This window comes from Pseudomonas sp. PHC1 (assembly GCF_046487845.1).
Classification (GTDB): Bacteria; Pseudomonadota; Gammaproteobacteria; order Pseudomonadales; family Pseudomonadaceae; genus Aquipseudomonas; species Aquipseudomonas sputi.
In genome coordinates, this window is sequence record NZ_JBJXHJ010000016.1 from 64,042 (window position 1) to 79,928 (window position 15,887).

At 61.0% G+C, this 15,887-nt stretch carries 15 protein-coding genes; 6 read left to right on the forward strand and 9 right to left on the reverse strand.

Annotated elements, in window-relative coordinates; all coding sequences use genetic code 11:
• Positions 1-23: 23 nt before the first annotated feature.
• Positions 24-1,244, forward strand: coding sequence for a glycosyltransferase family 4 protein (locus ACKJSM_RS19410; protein WP_410238578.1), 1,221 nt, complete (start codon positions 24-26; stop codon positions 1,242-1,244).
• Here the strand turns inward: ACKJSM_RS19410 and ACKJSM_RS19415 are convergent.
• From ACKJSM_RS19415 to ACKJSM_RS19425, 3 genes are all read right to left on the reverse strand, one after another.
• A complete protein-coding gene (locus tag ACKJSM_RS19415; RefSeq protein WP_236178156.1) occupies positions 1,213-2,316 on the reverse strand; it encodes an NADH:flavin oxidoreductase in 1,104 nt (367 codons plus the stop codon). The genes ACKJSM_RS19410 and ACKJSM_RS19415 overlap by 32 nt on opposite strands.
• A gap of 157 nt (positions 2,317-2,473) precedes the next feature.
• Positions 2,474-2,956: a glutathione peroxidase gene (locus tag ACKJSM_RS19420; RefSeq protein WP_007959082.1), complete on the reverse strand. Its 483-nt coding sequence runs from the start codon at positions 2,954-2,956 to the stop codon at positions 2,474-2,476.
• 122 nt (positions 2,957-3,078) lie between these two features.
• Positions 3,079-3,564: a peptidylprolyl isomerase gene (locus tag ACKJSM_RS19425; protein WP_007959084.1), complete on the reverse strand. Its 486-nt coding sequence runs from the start codon at positions 3,562-3,564 to the stop codon at positions 3,079-3,081.
• On the opposite strand from ACKJSM_RS19425, the gene ACKJSM_RS19430 reads away from it, so the two are divergent.
• The 3 genes from ACKJSM_RS19430 to ACKJSM_RS19440 are packed head-to-tail and all read left to right on the forward strand — an operon-like array spanning position 3,533 to position 6,941.
• Entirely contained in the window at positions 3,533-3,871 is a 339-nt protein-coding gene (locus tag ACKJSM_RS19430; protein WP_236178155.1) for a DUF3565 domain-containing protein, read from the forward strand. The two genes, ACKJSM_RS19425 and ACKJSM_RS19430, sit on opposite strands and share 32 nt — an antisense overlap.
• A gap of 60 nt (positions 3,872-3,931) precedes the next feature.
• A complete protein-coding gene (gene pta, locus ACKJSM_RS19435) occupies positions 3,932-6,031 on the forward strand; it encodes a phosphate acetyltransferase (RefSeq protein ID WP_410238579.1) in 2,100 nt (699 codons plus the stop codon).
• A 4-nt stretch (positions 6,032-6,035) separates the two neighbouring features.
• Positions 6,036-6,941 carry an acyltransferase gene (locus tag ACKJSM_RS19440; RefSeq protein ID WP_236178153.1) on the forward strand — a complete coding sequence of 302 codons (906 nt, stop codon included), beginning with the start codon at positions 6,036-6,038 and terminating at the stop codon, positions 6,939-6,941.
• A 101-nt stretch (positions 6,942-7,042) separates the two neighbouring features.
• On the opposite strand, the gene cysN is transcribed toward ACKJSM_RS19440, so the two are convergent.
• The 3 genes from cysN to ACKJSM_RS19455 all read right to left on the reverse strand — a co-directional run bounded on the left by cysN (position 7,043) and on the right by ACKJSM_RS19455 (position 10,762).
• Positions 7,043-8,941: a sulfate adenylyltransferase subunit CysN gene (gene cysN / locus ACKJSM_RS19445; RefSeq protein ID WP_236178152.1), complete on the reverse strand. Its 1,899-nt coding sequence runs from the start codon at positions 8,939-8,941 to the stop codon at positions 7,043-7,045.
• A gap of 9 nt (positions 8,942-8,950) precedes the next feature.
• Complete coding sequence (gene cysD, locus ACKJSM_RS19450) at positions 8,951-9,868, reverse strand: sulfate adenylyltransferase subunit CysD (protein WP_007953546.1); 918 nt, start codon at positions 9,866-9,868, stop codon at positions 8,951-8,953.
• 135 nt (positions 9,869-10,003) lie between these two features.
• Positions 10,004-10,762: a Nif3-like dinuclear metal center hexameric protein gene (locus ACKJSM_RS19455; protein ID WP_011332485.1), complete on the reverse strand. Its 759-nt coding sequence runs from the start codon at positions 10,760-10,762 to the stop codon at positions 10,004-10,006.
• Positions 10,763-10,865: 103 nt separating this feature from the next.
• On the opposite strand from ACKJSM_RS19455, the gene algW reads away from it, so the two are divergent.
• Both algW and ACKJSM_RS19465 read left to right on the forward strand, forming a co-directional pair.
• Positions 10,866-12,023, forward strand: coding sequence for a Do family serine endopeptidase AlgW (gene algW / locus ACKJSM_RS19460; protein WP_410238580.1), 1,158 nt, complete (start codon positions 10,866-10,868; stop codon positions 12,021-12,023).
• Positions 12,024-12,247: 224 nt separating this feature from the next.
• Entirely contained in the window at positions 12,248-12,652 is a 405-nt protein-coding gene (locus ACKJSM_RS19465; protein ID WP_410238581.1) for a hypothetical protein, read from the forward strand.
• 92 nt (positions 12,653-12,744) lie between these two features.
• Here the strand turns inward: ACKJSM_RS19465 and hisC are convergent, their stop codons facing one another.
• The 3 genes from hisC to hisG form a co-directional block, all read right to left on the reverse strand.
• Positions 12,745-13,797: a histidinol-phosphate transaminase gene (gene hisC, locus ACKJSM_RS19470; RefSeq protein WP_410238582.1), complete on the reverse strand. Its 1,053-nt coding sequence runs from the start codon at positions 13,795-13,797 to the stop codon at positions 12,745-12,747.
• A 2-nt stretch (positions 13,798-13,799) separates the two neighbouring features.
• Positions 13,800-15,125 (reverse strand): histidinol dehydrogenase, encoded by a 1,326-nt coding sequence (hisD, locus tag ACKJSM_RS19475; RefSeq protein WP_007953552.1) that lies wholly within the window; start codon positions 15,123-15,125, stop codon positions 13,800-13,802.
• Between the two features lie 124 nt (positions 15,126-15,249).
• A complete protein-coding gene (hisG, locus tag ACKJSM_RS19480; RefSeq protein ID WP_007953554.1) occupies positions 15,250-15,885 on the reverse strand; it encodes an ATP phosphoribosyltransferase in 636 nt (211 codons plus the stop codon).
• Positions 15,886-15,887: the final 2 nt, after the last annotated feature.

Genomic DNA, 15,887 nt, shown 5'->3' on the forward strand with positions numbered 1-15,887 from the left:
CATCCGAACGTCACAACCACGACATGGCCTCAGCCGACACTGAGGTCATGACGACAGCTCTGCATATCACCCTCATCAGCGAAACCTTCCCACCGGAAATCAACGGCGTGGCCAATACCCTTGGCCGCTTGTGCGACGGTTTACGCGCTCGCGGGCATCGAGTGGAACTGGTGCGACCGCGTCAGGCCGAGGATCCGCAGCGCAGTGAAGATGACGCTTTACTGCTGTGCCGCGGCTGGCCGTTTCCGGGTTACCCGGGCTTGCAATGGGGCCAGTCGTCGATGCACAAACTGCTGCGACGCTGGACGCGCCAGCGCCCGGACGTGCTCTATATCGCCACCGAAGGTCCGCTCGGGCTGTCAGCATTGCGCGCGGCACGGCGGCTCGGTATTGCCGTGGTCAGCGGCTTTCATACCAATTTTCAGCAATACACCCACCAGTACGGACTGGGTTTGCTGACGCGCTTGCTTACTCATTATCTGCGCTGGTTTCACAATCGTTCGGCCCTGACCCTGGTGCCGAGCGTCAGCCAGCGCCTGGAGCTGGAGCGTCGGCACTTCGAACGCCTGGCGCTGCTGTCGCGAGGGGTCGACAGTCAACTGTTTCACCCGGCCAAACGCCTGAATGCCTTGCGTGAGCAATGGGGTATTGGCGAGCAGGACATTGCCGTCTTTCACGTAGGACGCCTGGCGCCGGAGAAAAACCTCGGCCTGCTCAAGCGCTGTTTCGAAAAGCTCGCCGGCACTTATCCACAGCGCAACCTGAAGCTGATCGTGGTCGGTGACGGGCCGCAACGAATGGCACTGGAAAAGGAACTGCCCGAGGCGATTTTCTGCGGCTCGCAACGGGGCGAAGCGCTGGCGGCGCACTATGCGTCGGGGGATGTATTTCTATTTCCGAGCCTGACCGAAACCTTCGGCAACGTCGTGCTCGAAGCGCTTGCTTCAGGCCTTGGGGTGGTGGCTTACGACCAGGCTGCTGCGGCCCAGCATATTCGCCATGGCTACAACGGCGTACTGGCGATGCCCGGGGATGAAGAGGCGTTCTGCGAGGCAGCGGCATGGCTGCTGGAAGAGGATGAGAGGTTGCGCTGCGTACGCCTGAACGCACGCCAACACGCCAGCCGTCAGGGTTGGGCAGCTATCGTCGAGCAGTTTGAAAACCATTTGCTGGGGGCTTGCCGCGACCTGCGCGACAAGCCTCCCACTGCAATCAAACCAGCGTCATCAACGCCTCACGGCTGAACGGCAGAATGTCCTGCTCGCGGCCTTCGCGCACTTTCTGCGCCCAGTCCGGATCGACCAGCAGCGCACGCCCCACCGCCACCAGATCGAACTCGTCGTTGTTCAGACGCTCCAGCAGCTTTTCCAGGCTGGCCGGTTGCGCGACCTTGTCGGTGTTGACCATGAACTGCAGGAACTCGCCATCGAGGCCGACGCTGCCGACGGTGATCGTCGGTTTGCCGGTCAGCTTGCGTGTCCAGCCGGCCAGGTTCAGGTCGGAACCGTCGAATTCCGGCTCCCAGAAACGCCGCGTCGAGCAGTGGAAAATGTCCACGCCGGCGTCGGACAGCGGCTTGAGGAACTCGCCCAGCGCTTCGGCAGTTTGCACCAGACGCGCGGTGTAGTCCTGCTGTTTCCACTGCGAGAAGCGGAAGATGATCGGGAAGCCTTCGCCAACAGCTGCGCGTACGGCCTGAATCAGCTCGATGGCGAAACGTGAACGGTTGGCCAGGCTGCCACCGTATTCGTCGGTGCGCTGGTTGCTGCCTTCCCAGAAGAACTGGTCGATCAGGTAACCGTGGGCCCCGTGGATTTCCACGCCGTCCATGCCGATGCGCTGGGCATCTTTGGCCGCCTGGGCAAACGCAGCGATCACATCCTGGATGTCCTGTTGGGTCATGCCGTGCACCACGACCTGACCGTCCTTGAGTTTTTCCGACGGGCCGTAACCCGGCACGCTCGCGTCCGGCTCGGTGCCCAGACGGCGCACATTGCCGACGTGCCACAGTTGCGGAACGATCTTGCCGCCTTCGGCATGCACCGCGTCCACCACTTTTTTCCAGCCAGCCAGCGCAGCTTCACCATAGAAGTGCGGCACGTTCGGGTAACCGTTGGAAGCCAGGTGGCCGACGGTGGTGCCTTCGGTGATGATCAGGCCGACACCGGCCGCCGCGCGACGACGGTAGTATTCAATCACTTTGGAATTGGGTACGCCGCCCGGGGAAAACGAGCGGGTCATGGGCGCCATGACCACGCGGGTCGGCAGTTCGAGGGCACCGAGCTGGAACGGTTTGAACAGGGCTTGCACGGGCATGGGAGGCTCCACGGAAAAATGATTGCCAGGCATGTAACTCATATGACGGCGATAATATGCGCGGTTTCAACCAGCCGATAGCACTATTGATCTGAATGATTAAGGGTCAAAAGGCAGGCGAAAAAAATCGCAGCTCAATGGCTGCGATTTTTGTATTTCAACTCAGGGCTTTTTCAATCGCCGTAATCACCGAAGGATCATCCGGCGCCGTGCGCGGCGAGAAGCGGGCCAGTACCCGACCGTCCTTGCCGAGCAGGAATTTCTCGAAATTCCAGGTGATGTCACCGGGAAACTCCGCGCCCTCGCCCGCCAGCAGACGGTACAGCTGATGCCGGTCGTGCCCGTTGACTTCGAGCTTTTTCGACAACGGAAAACTCACGCCATAGTTGAGGCTGCAGAATTCCTGGATCTCCTGCTCACTGCCCGGTTCCTGACCGGCAAACTGGTTGCACGGCAGGCCCAGCACACTGAAGCCTTTGCCTTTGTATTGCTGATAAAGGTTTTCCAGCGCCGCGTACTGTGGGGTCAAGCCGCATTTGGAGGCGACGTTGACCACCAGCACGACTTGCCCCTTGAAGGGTGCCAGCGGTAGCTCCTGACCATCCAGGGCTGTCAACTTAAGGTCGTGAAAAGCACTCATGACGAACTCCAGATTCCCGTGTTCTACTCGAAACAGCCACTTGGCGAGACCACCAAGGACAGCCGCGGACTAAAAAGGCGCCCTCGGGCGCCTCTCCAGTTCTCTGAGCTTAGCGCAGAAAATCAGTGGTGATGGCCACCTTCGCCATGGACGTGACCATGAGCGATTTCTTCCTGGCTGGCGTCACGGATGGCAACGACCTTCACTTTGAAGTTCAGGCGCTGACCGGCCAGCGGGTGGTTGCCGTCGACGGTGACGTCGTCGCCGTCCAGGTCACGAATGGTGACGATCTGCATCTGGCCGTCCGGCGCCGAAGCGTGGAACTGCATGCCGACTTCCAGCTCGTCAACGCCTTCGAACATGCTGCGGCTCAGGGTGCTGACCAGTTCAGCGGCGTATTCGCCGTAGGCATCTTCCGGCTCGACGGAAACGTCCAGCTCGTTGCCGACTTCTTTACCTTCCAGGGCTTTTTCCAGACCCGGAATGATGTTGCCTGCGCCATGCAGGTAGACCAGCGGAGCGCCGCCGGCGGAGCTGTCGATGACCTCACCAGCGTCGTTGGTCAGGGTATAGTCGATGGAGACAGCCTTATTGGCGGCGATCAGCATGGGGCGAGACCTTTTGCATAAGAATGAAGAACGGACAAGTCTAAACAAGGATTTGCCCGAAAGCGAACACAACCCGGACAGACGGGATCGATTGGCGCCCGTGACCGTCACCGGATTCCATCAGGACGAGGATGGCCACTGGGTCGTCGAGTTGTCCTGCGGCCACACCCAGCACCTGCGCCACCTCCCGCCCTGGCAGTCCCGGGCGTGGGTGCTGGACGCCGCGCAACGTATTGAAAAAATAGGCCAACCCTTTGCTTGCGGTTGGTGCGCACAAGGCTCGGTTAGCGATAACCTTGGCGACTGAATTGCGGCAGATCGGCACACAGAGACGATCGCCATTGCCATGCACCCTTAGAGAATCCGCATGCAAACTTTTTTTATCGCGCCCACCGACTTTGGTGTGGGTCTGACCTCCATCAGCCTCGGGCTGGTGCGTACGCTGGAGCGGGCCGGGCTGAAAGTCGGCTTCTTCAAACCGATTGCCCAACCGCATCCGGGCGACACCGGCCCTGAGCGCTCCACCGAACTGGTGGCCCGCACCCACGGCCTGAAGCCGCCGCAGCCACTGGGCCTGGCCCACGTCGAGCGGATGCTCGGCGACGGTCAGCTCGACGAGTTGCTCGAAGAAATCATCACCCTCTACCAGCAGGCCGCCATCGGCAAAGACGTGCTGGTCGTCGAAGGCATGGTGCCGACCCGCAGCGCCAGCTATGCCGCGCGGGTCAACCTGCACCTGGCCAAGAGCCTCGATGCCGAGGTGATTCTGGTCTCGGCCCCGGAAAACGAAGTGCTGACCGAACTGTCCGGCCGCGTCGAGTTGCAGGCGCAACTGTTCGGCGGGCCGAAAGACCCGAAAGTCCTCGGCGTGATCCTCAACAAGGTCAAGACCGACGAAAGCATGGACGCCTTCGCCGCACGTCTGAAAGAACACTCGCCATTGCTGCGCACGGGGGACTTCCGTCTGCTCGGCTGCATTCCGTTCCAGCCGGAACTCAACGCCCCGCGCACCCGCGACGTCGCCGACCTGATGGGCGCCCAGGTGCTCAACGCCGGCGACTACGAAACCCGGCGCATGAGCAAGACCATCATTTGCGCGCGCACCATGCGCAACACCGTGGATCTGCTCAAGCCCGGCGTGCTGGTGGTAACCCCCGGCGATCGCGACGACATCATCCTCGCGGTCAGCCTCGCGGCCATCAACGGTGTGCCGTTGGCCGGCCTGCTGCTGACCAGCGACACCCTGCCCGATCCACGCATCATGGACCTGTGCCGCGGTGCACTGCAGGCAGGTTTGCCGGTCTTGTCGGTGAGCACCGGTTCCTACGAAACGGCCAACCTGCTCAACGGTCTGAACAAGGAAATCCCCGTCGATGATCGCGAGCGCGCGGAGATCATCACCGATTTCGTCGCCAGCCATCTGGATGCCAAGTGGTTGCACCAGCGCTGTGGCACACCACGGGAAATGCGCCTGTCGCCGGCGGTCTTCCGCTACCAATTGATTCAACGCGCCCAGGCCGCCAACAAACGCATCGTCCTGCCCGAAGGCAGCGAGCCGTTCACCGTGCAGGCGGCGGCGATCTGTCAGGAGCGCGGGATTGCCCGTTGCGTGTTGCTGGCCAAACCGGCAGATGTCGAAGCCGTCGCCCGGGCCCAGGGCATCGCGCTGCCGCCGGGGCTGGAAATCCTCGATCCGGACCTGATTCGCGAGCGCTACGTCGAGCCCATGGTCGCTCTGCGCAAGAGCAAAAGCCTCAACGCGCCGATGGCCGAGCAGCAACTGGAAGACACCGTGGTGATCGGCACCATGATGCTGGCGCTCGATGAAGTCGACGGTCTGGTCTCCGGCGTCATCAACACCACCGCCAACACCATCCGCCCGGCCTTGCAACTGATCAAGACCGCGCCGGGCTGCACGCTGGTGTCGTCGGTGTTCTTCATGCTGTTCCCGGAAGAAGTGCTGGTCTACGGCGACTGCGTGATGAACCCGCATCCAAGCGCCGCCGAACTGGCAGAGATCGCCCTGCAAAGCGCCGACTCGGCCGCCGCGTTCGGCATCACGCCACGAGTGGCGATGATCAGCTACTCCAGCGGTGAATCCGCCACCGGCGAGGAAGTCGAAAAAGTCCGCGAAGCGACTTTGCTGGCCCATGAACAACAGCACTCGCTGCTGATCGACGGGCCGTTGCAGTACGACGCCGCCGCCAACGAAACCGTGGCCCGGCAACTGGCGCCGAACAGCCAGGTGGCCGGTCGCGCCACGGTGTTCGTGTTCCCCGACCTGAACACCGGCAACACCACCCACAAAGCCGTGCAGCGCAGCGCCGATTGCGTCAGCCTCGGCCCGATGCTGCAAGGCCTGCGCAAACCGGTAAACGATCTGCCGCGCGGCGCGCAGGTCGACGACATCGTCTACACCATCGCCCTGACTGCGATTCAGGCTGCCAACCGACCTCTGGATATCTGACCCGATGCTGGCTTTTCTCCCTGCCACCCTGCGCGGCGTAATCGCCGCGCTGCTGCTGGCGCTGAACACGATCCTGCTGTGCTCGTTCCTGTTTCTTGTGGCGCTGATCAAAGTGCTGCCGTTCGACCTCGCGCGCCGCGCCTCGCGCTGGCTGATGAGCCACACCCACGAAGCCTGGATCAGCAACAACAAGGGCTGGATGAACCTGGTGCGCCGCACCCGCTGGCACCTCAGCGGTCTGCAAGGTCTGGACTATCAACACTCGTACCTGATCACCAGCAACCACCAGAGCTGGGTCGACATTCTGGTGCTGCAGTACGTGCTCAACCGACGCATCCAGCCGCTGAAATTCTTCCTCAAGCAGGAACTGATCTGGGTCCCGGTCATCGGTCTGGCGTGGTGGACACTGGGCTTCCCGTTCATGAAACGCTATTCGAAGGCCTATCTGGAAAAACACCCGGAAAAGAAAGGCAAAGACCTGGAAACCACCCGCAAGACCTGCGCGAAATTCCGCGACAATCCGGTGGGCATCTTCAACTTCGTCGAAGGCACACGCTTTACCGCAGGCAAGCACGCGCAGCAGCAGTCACCGTTCAAATACCTGCTCAAGCCCAAGGCCGGCGGCATTGCGTTCGTGCTGGATGCGATGGGTGAACAACTGGAATCGATCGTCAACGTGACCATCCACTACCCCGGCGGACGTCCGGGTTTCTGGGATCTGCTGTGCGGCAATGTGCGGGACGTGGTGGTGCACTTTGAAGAACTGAAGATCCCGCCGCAGTTCATCGGCAAGAACTACGACCAGGACGGCGAGTACCGCCTGCAATTCCAAGGCTGGATCAATCAGTTGTGGCAGGACAAGGATGCGCTGCTTGCGCAGATGCACCGCGAGTATCCGGATCGCCGCTAATCCCCTGCTTGATCGTTTCCGCGCTCTGCGTGGGAACGATCACAGCAAAAAAAACCCGCCGATGATCTCTCATCGGCGGGTTTTTCACTTCTGCACAGCGCTTAGATCGCGCCACGCTTGCGCAGCAGATCCAGCACTTGCTTGACGCTTTCATCCAGCGACAGCGACTGGGTATCGATCACCAGATCGGCATCCAGCGGCACGTCATACGGGAAGGATTCGCCCGGAATGTTGTCGCCACCCGCCGCATACAAACCTTGCGGATCACGCTCGGCGCACACGGTCGGCGACGCCTGAACATAAACCGTCAGCAGACGCTCCTTGCCGATCAGATCCTTAGCCTGTTCACGGCCTTCGGCACTCGGCGCCACGAACGCCGCAAGCGTCAGCAGACCGGCTTCGTTGAACTGACGTGCAACGTGTGCGGCACGGCGCCAGTTCTCGGTGCGACCGGCGCGATCATGCGGCAGACCTTTGTTGAGGTCGTGACGCAGATTCTGGCCATCCAGCACAAACACCGCACGACCGAGGTCGAACAGCTTGCGCTCGACCGCGTACGCCAAGGTGCTCTTGCCCGCGCCGGACAGGCCGCTGAACAGCACGGTGGCCGGTTGCTGACCGAAACGCTGAGCGCGTTCTTCGGTCGCTACATGGGCCAGTTTGCCGTGGTGCGTGGCAGCGCCATGGGTCACGGGCTGGGCGACGATCATGCCGGCGCCGACGGTGCCGTTGGTCAAACGGTCGATGACGATGAAGGCACCCGTGGTGCGGTTGCTGTCGTAACCGTCGAGGGCGATCGGCGCGTCGAGCGCGATCTTGACCTTGCCGATTTCGTTGAGCTGCAACGCGCTCGCCGGGCCTTCTTCGAGGGTGTTGACGTCGACCTTGTTGACGATGCTGGCGATGGAGCCCGGCACGTAACTGGTGGCGCGCTTGATGTCGTATTTCTTGCCCGGCAGCATCGGCTCTTCAGCCATCCACACCAGCATCGCTTCGAAGCTGTCGGTCACTGGCGGAACGTTGTCGGCATGGACCAGCAGGTCGCCACGGGAGATGTCGATTTCGTCTTCCATGGTCAGCGTCACGGCCTGGCCCGGGCCTGCATGCTCCAGCTCACCTTCGAAGGTGACGATGGATTTCACGCGGCTGCTCTTGCCAGACGGCAGCACCACGACTTCGTCGCCCTTCTTGACGATGCCGCTGGCGAGAGTGCCGGCGAAACCGCGGAAGTTCAGGTTCGGACGGTTGACGTACTGCACCGGGAAACGCAGATCGGTGAAGTTGCGGTCGCCCGCCACTTCCACGGTCTCGAGGATTTCCATCAGCGACTGGCCGGTGTACCACGGCGAGCGCTCGGACTTGTTCACCACGTTGTCGCCCTTCAGAGCGGACATCGGCACGAAGTGCATGCTGGTCGGCTTCATCTTCAAGCCTTCGGCGAACTTCAGGTAGTCGGCCTTGATCGACTCGAACACGCCCTGATCGAAGCCCTTGAGGTCCATCTTGTTGATGGCGACGACGATGTGCTTGATGCCCAGCAGGGATGCAATGAAGCTGTGGCGGCGGGTCTGGGTCTGCACGCCGTAACGGGCGTCGACCAGAATGATCGCCAGGTCACAGGTGGAGGCGCCGGTGGCCATGTTGCGGGTGTACTGCTCATGGCCGGGGGTGTCGGCGATGATGAATTTGCGCTTGGCGGTGGAGAAATAGCGGTAGGCGACATCAATGGTGATGCCCTGCTCGCGCTCGGCCTGCAGGCCGTCGACCAGCAACGCCAGGTCGATGTCGTCACCGGTGGTGCCGACTTTCTTCGAATCGCGGGTGATGGCTTCGAGGTGATCCTCGTAGATCATCTTCGAGTCGTGCAGCAGGCGCCCGATCAGGGTGCTCTTGCCGTCATCGACGTTCCCGCAGGTCAAAAAGCGCAGCAGCTCTTTACGTTCGTGCTGGCCCAGGTAGGCGAGGATGTCCTCGCTGATCAAATCAGATGCGTGCGACATGACAGCCCCTTAGAAATAGCCTTGACGTTTCTTGTCTTCCATCGAGCCGGCGCCATCGTGGTCGATGACCCGGCCCTGGCGCTCGGAAGTTCGCGTCAGGAGCATTTCCTGAATGATGTCCGTCAGGCTTTCGGCCTCGGACTCCACCGCGCCCGTCAACGGGTAGCAGCCAAGGGTACGGAAACGCACTTTCTTTTTGACGATGCGCGCCTTGTCCTCGTCGGACAGGTGCTCGAGGATACGCTCGTCGTCGATCATGATCAGCGTGCCGTTCTTCTCGATCACTTCGCGTTCGGCGGCGAAGTACAGCGGCACGATCGGGATGCCTTCGAGGTAGATGTACTGCCAGATGTCCAGCTCGGTCCAGTTCGACAACGGGAACACACGAATGGATTCGCCCTTGTTGACCTTGCCGTTGTAGACGTTCCACAGCTCGGGGCGCTGGTTCTTCGGGTCCCAGCGGTGTTTGCTGTCGCGGAACGAGTAGACGCGCTCCTTGGCGCGGGACTTCTCTTCATCGCGACGGGCGCCGCCGAAGGCCGCGTCGAAACCATGCTTGTCGAGTGCCTGCTTCAGGCCTTCGGTCTTCATGATGTCGGTGTGCTTGGCGCTGCCGTGGGTGAACGGGTTGATGCCCTGCGCAACGCCATCCGGGTTGACGTGGGTGATCAGGTCCAGGCCAAGCTCTTCGACCATCTTGTCGCGGAACTTGTACATCTCCTGGAATTTCCAGCGGGTGTCGACGTGCATCACCGGAAACGGCAGTTTGCCCGGGAAGAACGCCTTGCGTGCCAGATGCAGCATCACGGCGGAGTCTTTACCGATGGAGTACAGCATCACCGGGTTGTCGAACTCGGCGGCCACCTCGCGGATGATGTGGATGCTTTCCGCCTCCAGCTGTTTCAGATGCGTCAGTTTGTCGACCATGGCTACTCACGAAAGCTTTCTTATGAACGGCCAGCGGGCCGTGTTCGAGCGAGGAATCCTAGCACAGCGACCTCTTCTAATCAGGACGCCAACTAGATCGAAAGGGCATATGAATATGCCTGCCCGTTCGGGCGCTCAGATCGGATTCGGGCAGTCGATAAAGATGTGCTCCAACGCAAAACGTTTCGCCAGGTAATCGCCCAGCGCCTGCACGCCGTAGCGTTCGGTGGCGTGGTGGCCGGCGGCGATGAAGCTGATATCGTTTTCCCGGGCGCTGTGGAACGTCTGCTCGGAGGCTTCACCACTGAGAAACAGATCGACGCCGGCGGCGATCGCATTATCGATATAGCCCTGACCGCCACCGGTGCACCAGCCGACCCGACGGATCATCGCGCTGCCTTCGACCAGCAGCGGCTCGCGCCCCATGACTTCCTGCACTTTGCGGGCAAAGTCGCGCGGGGTCATCGGCTCGCTCAGTGAACCGACCAGACCGACGATCTTCAGATTGTCCGGATCCAGCGGTCCCTCGACGGTGATGTCCAGCTGACGGGCCAACTGCACGTTGTTGCCGACGTCCGGATGCAGATCCAGCGGCAGGTGATAGCCGAGCAGGCTGATGTCGTGCTTGAGCAATGTCTTCAGTCGGCGCTGCTTCATGCCGGTGATGCATGGGTTTTCGCCCTTCCAGAAATAACCGTGATGCACCAGCACCAGATCGGCTTCGGCCTCGACAGCGGCATCCAGCAATGCCTGACTGGCGGTGACGCCGCTGACGATGCGCATCACCTGCGGACGCCCCTCGACCTGCAGGCCATTGGGGCAATAATCGGCAATTTTCGCACTGCCAAGGTAACGGTCGGCTTCTTCGACCAGGGTGCTCAGGGCGACGGCCATGAAAGACTCCTAAATATCCCGTTCAGAGGCGCGCGCGGCCTCGTATAATGCGCGACATTATGGGCGGTCTGACCCCGCCTGCAACTTTTCCAGGACGTGCTTAATGCTCAAGGCGCTGCGTTTTTTCGGCTGGCCGCTGTTGGCCGGCGTGCTTATCGCTCTGTTGATTATTCAGCGTTACCCGCAGTGGGTCGGGCTTCCGAGCCTCGATGTCAACCTGCAACAGGCCCCGCAGACCACCAGCGTGCAGCAGGGGCCGGTGTCCTATGCCGACGCGGTGACCATCGCCGCGCCGTCGGTGGTGAACCTGTACACCACCAAGGTCATCGCCAAACCGGCGCATCCGTTGTTCGAGGATCCGCAGTTCCGACGTTTCTTCGGTGACAATTCGCCGAAGCAGAAGCGCATGGAATCGAGCCTCGGCTCCGGCGTGCTCATGAGCCCGGAAGGCTACATCCTGACCAACAACCACGTCACCAGCGGTGCCGACCAGATCGTCGTGGCACTCAAGGACGGCCGTGAAACCCTGGCGCGGGTGATCGGCAGCGACCCGGAAACCGACCTTGCGGTGCTGAAGATCGATCTGAAGAACCTGCCGGCGATCACCGTCGGCCGTTCCGACAACATCCGCATCGGCGACGTCGCACTGGCCATCGGCAACCCGTTCGGCGTCGGCCAGACCGTGACCATGGGCATCATCAGCGCCACCGGCCGCAACCAGCTGGGCCTGAACAACTACGAAGACTTTATCCAGACCGACGCGGCGATCAACCCGGGCAACTCCGGCGGTGCGCTGGTCGACGCCAACGGCAACCTCACCGGCATCAATACCGCGATCTTCTCCAAGTCCGGCGGCTCGCAAGGCATCGGTTTTGCGATCCCGGTGAAACTGGCGATGGAAGTGATGAAGTCGATCATCGAGCACGGTCAGGTGATTCGCGGCTGGCTGGGCATTGAAGTGCAACCGCTGACTCAGGAACTGGCCGAGTCGTTTGGCCTGTCCGGGCGTCCGGGGATCGTGGTGGCAGGGATTTTCCGCGATGGCCCGGCGCAGAAGGCCGGCCTGCAACTGGGTGACGTGATTCTCAGCATCGACGGCGAACCGGCGGGCGATGGTCGCAAGTCGATGAACCAGGTGGCGCGGATCAAGCCGACCGACAAGGTTACGATTCAGGTGATGCGCAATGGCAAGGAGTTGAAGCTGACGGCCGAGATCGGTCTGCGTCCACCACCAGCGCCGATGAAGGAAAAAGAAGAATAAGTACAAATTGCTTGTGGGAGCGAGCGTGCTCCCACAGCAACCTTCTCGGTATCCGCCAGCGAATCCCATAACAACCAAATCGACCAGCCAGCCCGAGCATTATTCAGAATGGTGCTTGGTACCTGTAACTTCTGACAGTTTTTTCTCCCTCCGAATATAAGTAGGCTTTCGAAAAGGCAACTTAATCAGCGCCCATCAGCTTCGGGACGCCAAGGAGATTGAAAATGCAAATAAAGGACAGGAAAGATGGGCAATATTTCGAAGGCGAGATTCGGCTGGTCATCAATGAAAGCAGAATTCTGACTCTCACGGATGTCAGCAGATCTGAGTACAGCGACGGTTTTGGGGGATATTTCAGTGCGTCTGACGGAGAGCGCAGCATCTGGCTGGGCTATCCCAAAACAATTGAAAAGGGAACGAGCGAAGACTTTTCTTATCCGATAGATTTTGCGCGCTCGCCACATATGGGCTGGGTATTTATAGAAAACGGCAAACAGCACCTGATAAAAACCGGGAATATCACCGTCAGTCACGAACCGACGTCAAATTACGAAGGTAGCTTTGATAACTTGTCCGATGAAAACAATCTAAATATCAAAGGTACGTTCGAAATCAATTGGCAAAAATGAAAAATTGCTTCTGACCTCCTGCTCCATAAGAGAGGTAACGCGGAGTTTATTTCCTCCGCGTTTCCAATCATCCATCACGGAAAGACGAGTTATTACAGGTCGCCCAGACCATCGATCAACGCCTGATTCTGCTCCGGCGTGCCGATCGAGATCCGCAGGAACTGAGCAATCCGCGACTGCTTGAAGTGGCGCACGATCACGCCCTGTTCACGCAGTTTGGCCGCCAGCCCCGCCGCATCGTGTTGCGGATGCCGGGCGAAGATGAAGTTCGCCGCTGACGGCAGCACTTCAAAGCCCCTGGCCTGCAACTGCGCAACCACCCATTCGCGACTCTCGATGACCAGCGCGCAGGTCTTGTCGAAGTACTCGCGATCCTCGAACGCCGCGGCCGCGCCGACATTGGCCATGCGATCGATCGGGTAGGAGTTGAAGCTGTTCTTGATCCGCTCCAGCGCCTCGATCAGGTCCGGATGGCCGACCGCCAGACCGACCCGCAGGCCCGCGAGCGAACGGGACTTGGACAGGGTCTGGGTCACCAGCAGGTTCGGATAACGGTCGACCAGGCTGATCGCGGTTTCGCCGCCGAAGTCGATATAAGCCTCGTCGACCACCACCACCGAATCCGGGCTGGCCTTGAGAATCTGCTCGACCGCTTCCAGCGCCAGCAGGCAGCCGGTCGGCGCATTCGGGTTGGGGAAGATGATCCCGCCATTCGGCTTGGCGTAGTCGGCCGGGTTGATCCGGAACTGTGCATCCAGCGGCACCGCGTCGAAGTTGATGCCGTAAAGGCCGCAGTAAACCGGATAAAAGCTGTAGCTGATATCCGGAAACAGGATCGGCTGATCGTGTTGCAGCAGGCCGTGGAAGATGTGCGCCAGCACCTCGTCCGAGCCGTTGCCGAGGAACACCTGATTGCTCTGCACGCCGTAGTATGTGGCGACAGCGTTTTTCAACAGATCGCTGTTCGGATCCGGGTACAGGCGCAGGTTGTCATTCAGTTCAGCCTGCATCGCCGCCAGGGCTTTTGGCGACGGGCCGTACGGGTTTTCGTTGGTGTTGAGCTTGACCAGACGGGTCAGCTTCGGCTGCTCGCCCGGCACATACGGCACCAGATCCTTGACGAACGGGCTCCAGAATTTACTCATGTTCAGTTCCCCTTCACTTCGTCTTTGATGCGGTATTCGGCGCTGCGCGCGTGGGCGCTCAGCGATTCGCCACGGGCCAGGATCGACGCGGTCTTGCCCAGCTCGGAAGCACCGGCCTCGGAGCAGAAGATGATCGACGAACGTTTCTGGAAGTCATACACGCCCAGCGGCGAGGAGAAACGCGCGGTGCCGGAGGTCGGCAACACGTGGTTCGGACCTGCGCAGTAGTCGCCCAGCGCTTCGGAGGTGTGGCGACCCATGAAGATCGCGCCGGCGTGGCGGATCTGCGGCAGCCAGGCCTGCGGGTCGGCGACCGACAGTTCAAGGTGTTCCGGGGCGATGCGGTTGGCGACTTCGATGGCCTGGGCCATGTCGCGCACGTGGATCAGGGCTCCACGACCGTTGATCGAGGTTTCGATGATGGTTGCGCGATCCATGGTCGGCAGCAGTTTATCGATGCTCGCGGCGACCTTGTCGAGGAACTCGGCGTCCGGGCTGACCAGGATGGCCTGGGCGTCTTCGTCGTGCTCGGCCTGGGAGAACAGGTCCATGGCGATCCAGTCCGGATCGGTCTGGCCGTCGCACACCACGAGGATTTCCGACGGACCGGCGATCATGTCGATGCCGACCTGACCGAACACGTGACGCTTGGCGGTAGCAACATAGATGTTGCCCGGGCCGACGACCTTGTCCACCTGCGGCACGCTTTCGGTGCCATAGGCCAACGCGGCAACGGCTTGTGCGCCACCGATGGTGAATACCCGGTCGACGCCGGCGATGCACGCTGCCGCCAGCACCAGCTCATTGACCTCGCCACGCGGGGTCGGCACCACCATGACCACTTCGGTCACGCCGGCGACCTTGGCCGGAATCGCGTTCATCAATACCGACGACGGGTACGACGCCTTGCCGCCCGGCACGTACAGACCGGCGCGATCCAGTGGCGTGACTTTCTGGCCCAGCACCGTGCCATCGGCTTCGGTGTAGCTCCAGGAGTCCTGCTTCTGTTTTTCGTGATAGCTGCGCACCCGGGCGGCGGCTTTTTCCAGCGCTTCGCGTTGTGGCACGGTGATACGGGTCAGGGCCAGTTCCAGGCGCTCGCGCGGCAGGATCAGGTCCGCCATCGAGGCGACTTCGAGGCCGTCAAATTTCTGGGTGAACTCGACCAGCGCCGCGTCACCGCGCTCGCGTACAGCCTTGATGATGTCCAGCACCCGCTGATTGACCGAGTCGTCAGACACACTTTCCCAGCTCAGCAGATGATCCAGATGATGCGCGAAATCCGGGTCAGCAGCGTTGAGTCGGCGAATTGCAGTCGGTGCGGTCATAGCGAGAGCCTCATAGGAATGGCAAAAAACTCAGGCGCCCGAAACTACCATTCGATCCGCTTGGGCACCTGAGATTCTGGCTATGAGGCGGATAGACGGCGCAACTTGACGTCGCGCAGGTAAATCAGCCGCGGTGTCGAGACTCCACTGCCTTGCGCAGGGTGTCGATCAACGCCTGGATTCGGGCGTGTTGCATTTTCATCGAAGCCTTGTTGACCACCAGACGCGAGCTGATCGTGGCGATCAGTTCCTGGGGTTCCAGGCCGTTGGCGCGCAGGGTGTTGCCGGTGTCGACCACGTCGATGATCTTGTCGGCCAGACCGATCAGCGGTGCCAGCTCCATCGAGCCGTACAGCTTGATGATGTCGACCTGACGGCCCTGCTCGGCGTAGTAACGCTTGGCGACATTGACGAATTTGGTGGCGACGCGCAGGCGGCCCTTGGGCTCGACCGCACCGACCTTGCCGGCGGTCATTAACTTGCACTGGGCAATCTGCAGGTCCAGCGGCTCGTACAGGCCTTGCCCCGTGTATTCCATCAGCACGTCTTTACCGGCAACGCCGAGGTCGGCCGCGCCATGCTCGACATAGGTCGGCACGTCAGTGGCCCGCACGATCAACAGGCGAACGTCTTCCTGGGTCGTGGGGATGATCAGCTTGCGGCTCTTGTCCGGATTCTCGGTCGGCACGATGCCCGCTTCGGCGAGAAGCGGCAGGGTGTCGTCAAGGATGCGGCCCTTGGACAGTGCGATGGTCAACATGG

What these genes read in the sequence shown, in the direction of transcription:
- algW (WP_410238580.1), top strand. Translation starts at nt 10,866, where the DNA reads ATGCTCAAGGCGCTGCGTTTTTTCGGCTGGCCGCTGTTGGCCGGCGTG.
- cysN (WP_236178152.1), bottom strand. Translation starts at nt 8,941, where the DNA reads ATGTCGCACGCATCTGATTTGATCAGCGAGGACATCCTCGCCTACCTG.
- ACKJSM_RS19465 (WP_410238581.1), top strand. Translation starts at nt 12,248, where the DNA reads ATGCAAATAAAGGACAGGAAAGATGGGCAATATTTCGAAGGCGAGATT.
- ACKJSM_RS19420 (WP_007959082.1), bottom strand. Translation starts at nt 2,956, where the DNA reads ATGAGTGCTTTTCACGACCTTAAGTTGACAGCCCTGGATGGTCAGGAG.
- pta (WP_410238579.1), top strand. Translation starts at nt 3,932, where the DNA reads ATGCAAACTTTTTTTATCGCGCCCACCGACTTTGGTGTGGGTCTGACC.
- ACKJSM_RS19440 (WP_236178153.1), top strand. Translation starts at nt 6,036, where the DNA reads ATGCTGGCTTTTCTCCCTGCCACCCTGCGCGGCGTAATCGCCGCGCTG.
- ACKJSM_RS19430 (WP_236178155.1), top strand. Translation starts at nt 3,533, where the DNA reads ATGGAGACAGCCTTATTGGCGGCGATCAGCATGGGGCGAGACCTTTTG.
- hisC (WP_410238582.1), bottom strand. Translation starts at nt 13,797, where the DNA reads ATGAGTAAATTCTGGAGCCCGTTCGTCAAGGATCTGGTGCCGTATGTG.
- ACKJSM_RS19415 (WP_236178156.1), bottom strand. Translation starts at nt 2,316, where the DNA reads ATGCCCGTGCAAGCCCTGTTCAAACCGTTCCAGCTCGGTGCCCTCGAA.
- ACKJSM_RS19425 (WP_007959084.1), bottom strand. Translation starts at nt 3,564, where the DNA reads ATGCTGATCGCCGCCAATAAGGCTGTCTCCATCGACTATACCCTGACC.
- ACKJSM_RS19410 (WP_410238578.1), top strand. Translation starts at nt 24, where the DNA reads ATGGCCTCAGCCGACACTGAGGTCATGACGACAGCTCTGCATATCACC.
- ACKJSM_RS19455 (WP_011332485.1), bottom strand. Translation starts at nt 10,762, where the DNA reads ATGGCCGTCGCCCTGAGCACCCTGGTCGAAGAAGCCGACCGTTACCTT.
- hisG (WP_007953554.1), bottom strand. Translation starts at nt 15,885, where the DNA reads ATGTTGACCATCGCACTGTCCAAGGGCCGCATCCTTGACGACACCCTG.
- cysD (WP_007953546.1), bottom strand. Translation starts at nt 9,868, where the DNA reads ATGGTCGACAAACTGACGCATCTGAAACAGCTGGAGGCGGAAAGCATC.
- hisD (WP_007953552.1), bottom strand. Translation starts at nt 15,125, where the DNA reads ATGACCGCACCGACTGCAATTCGCCGACTCAACGCTGCTGACCCGGAT.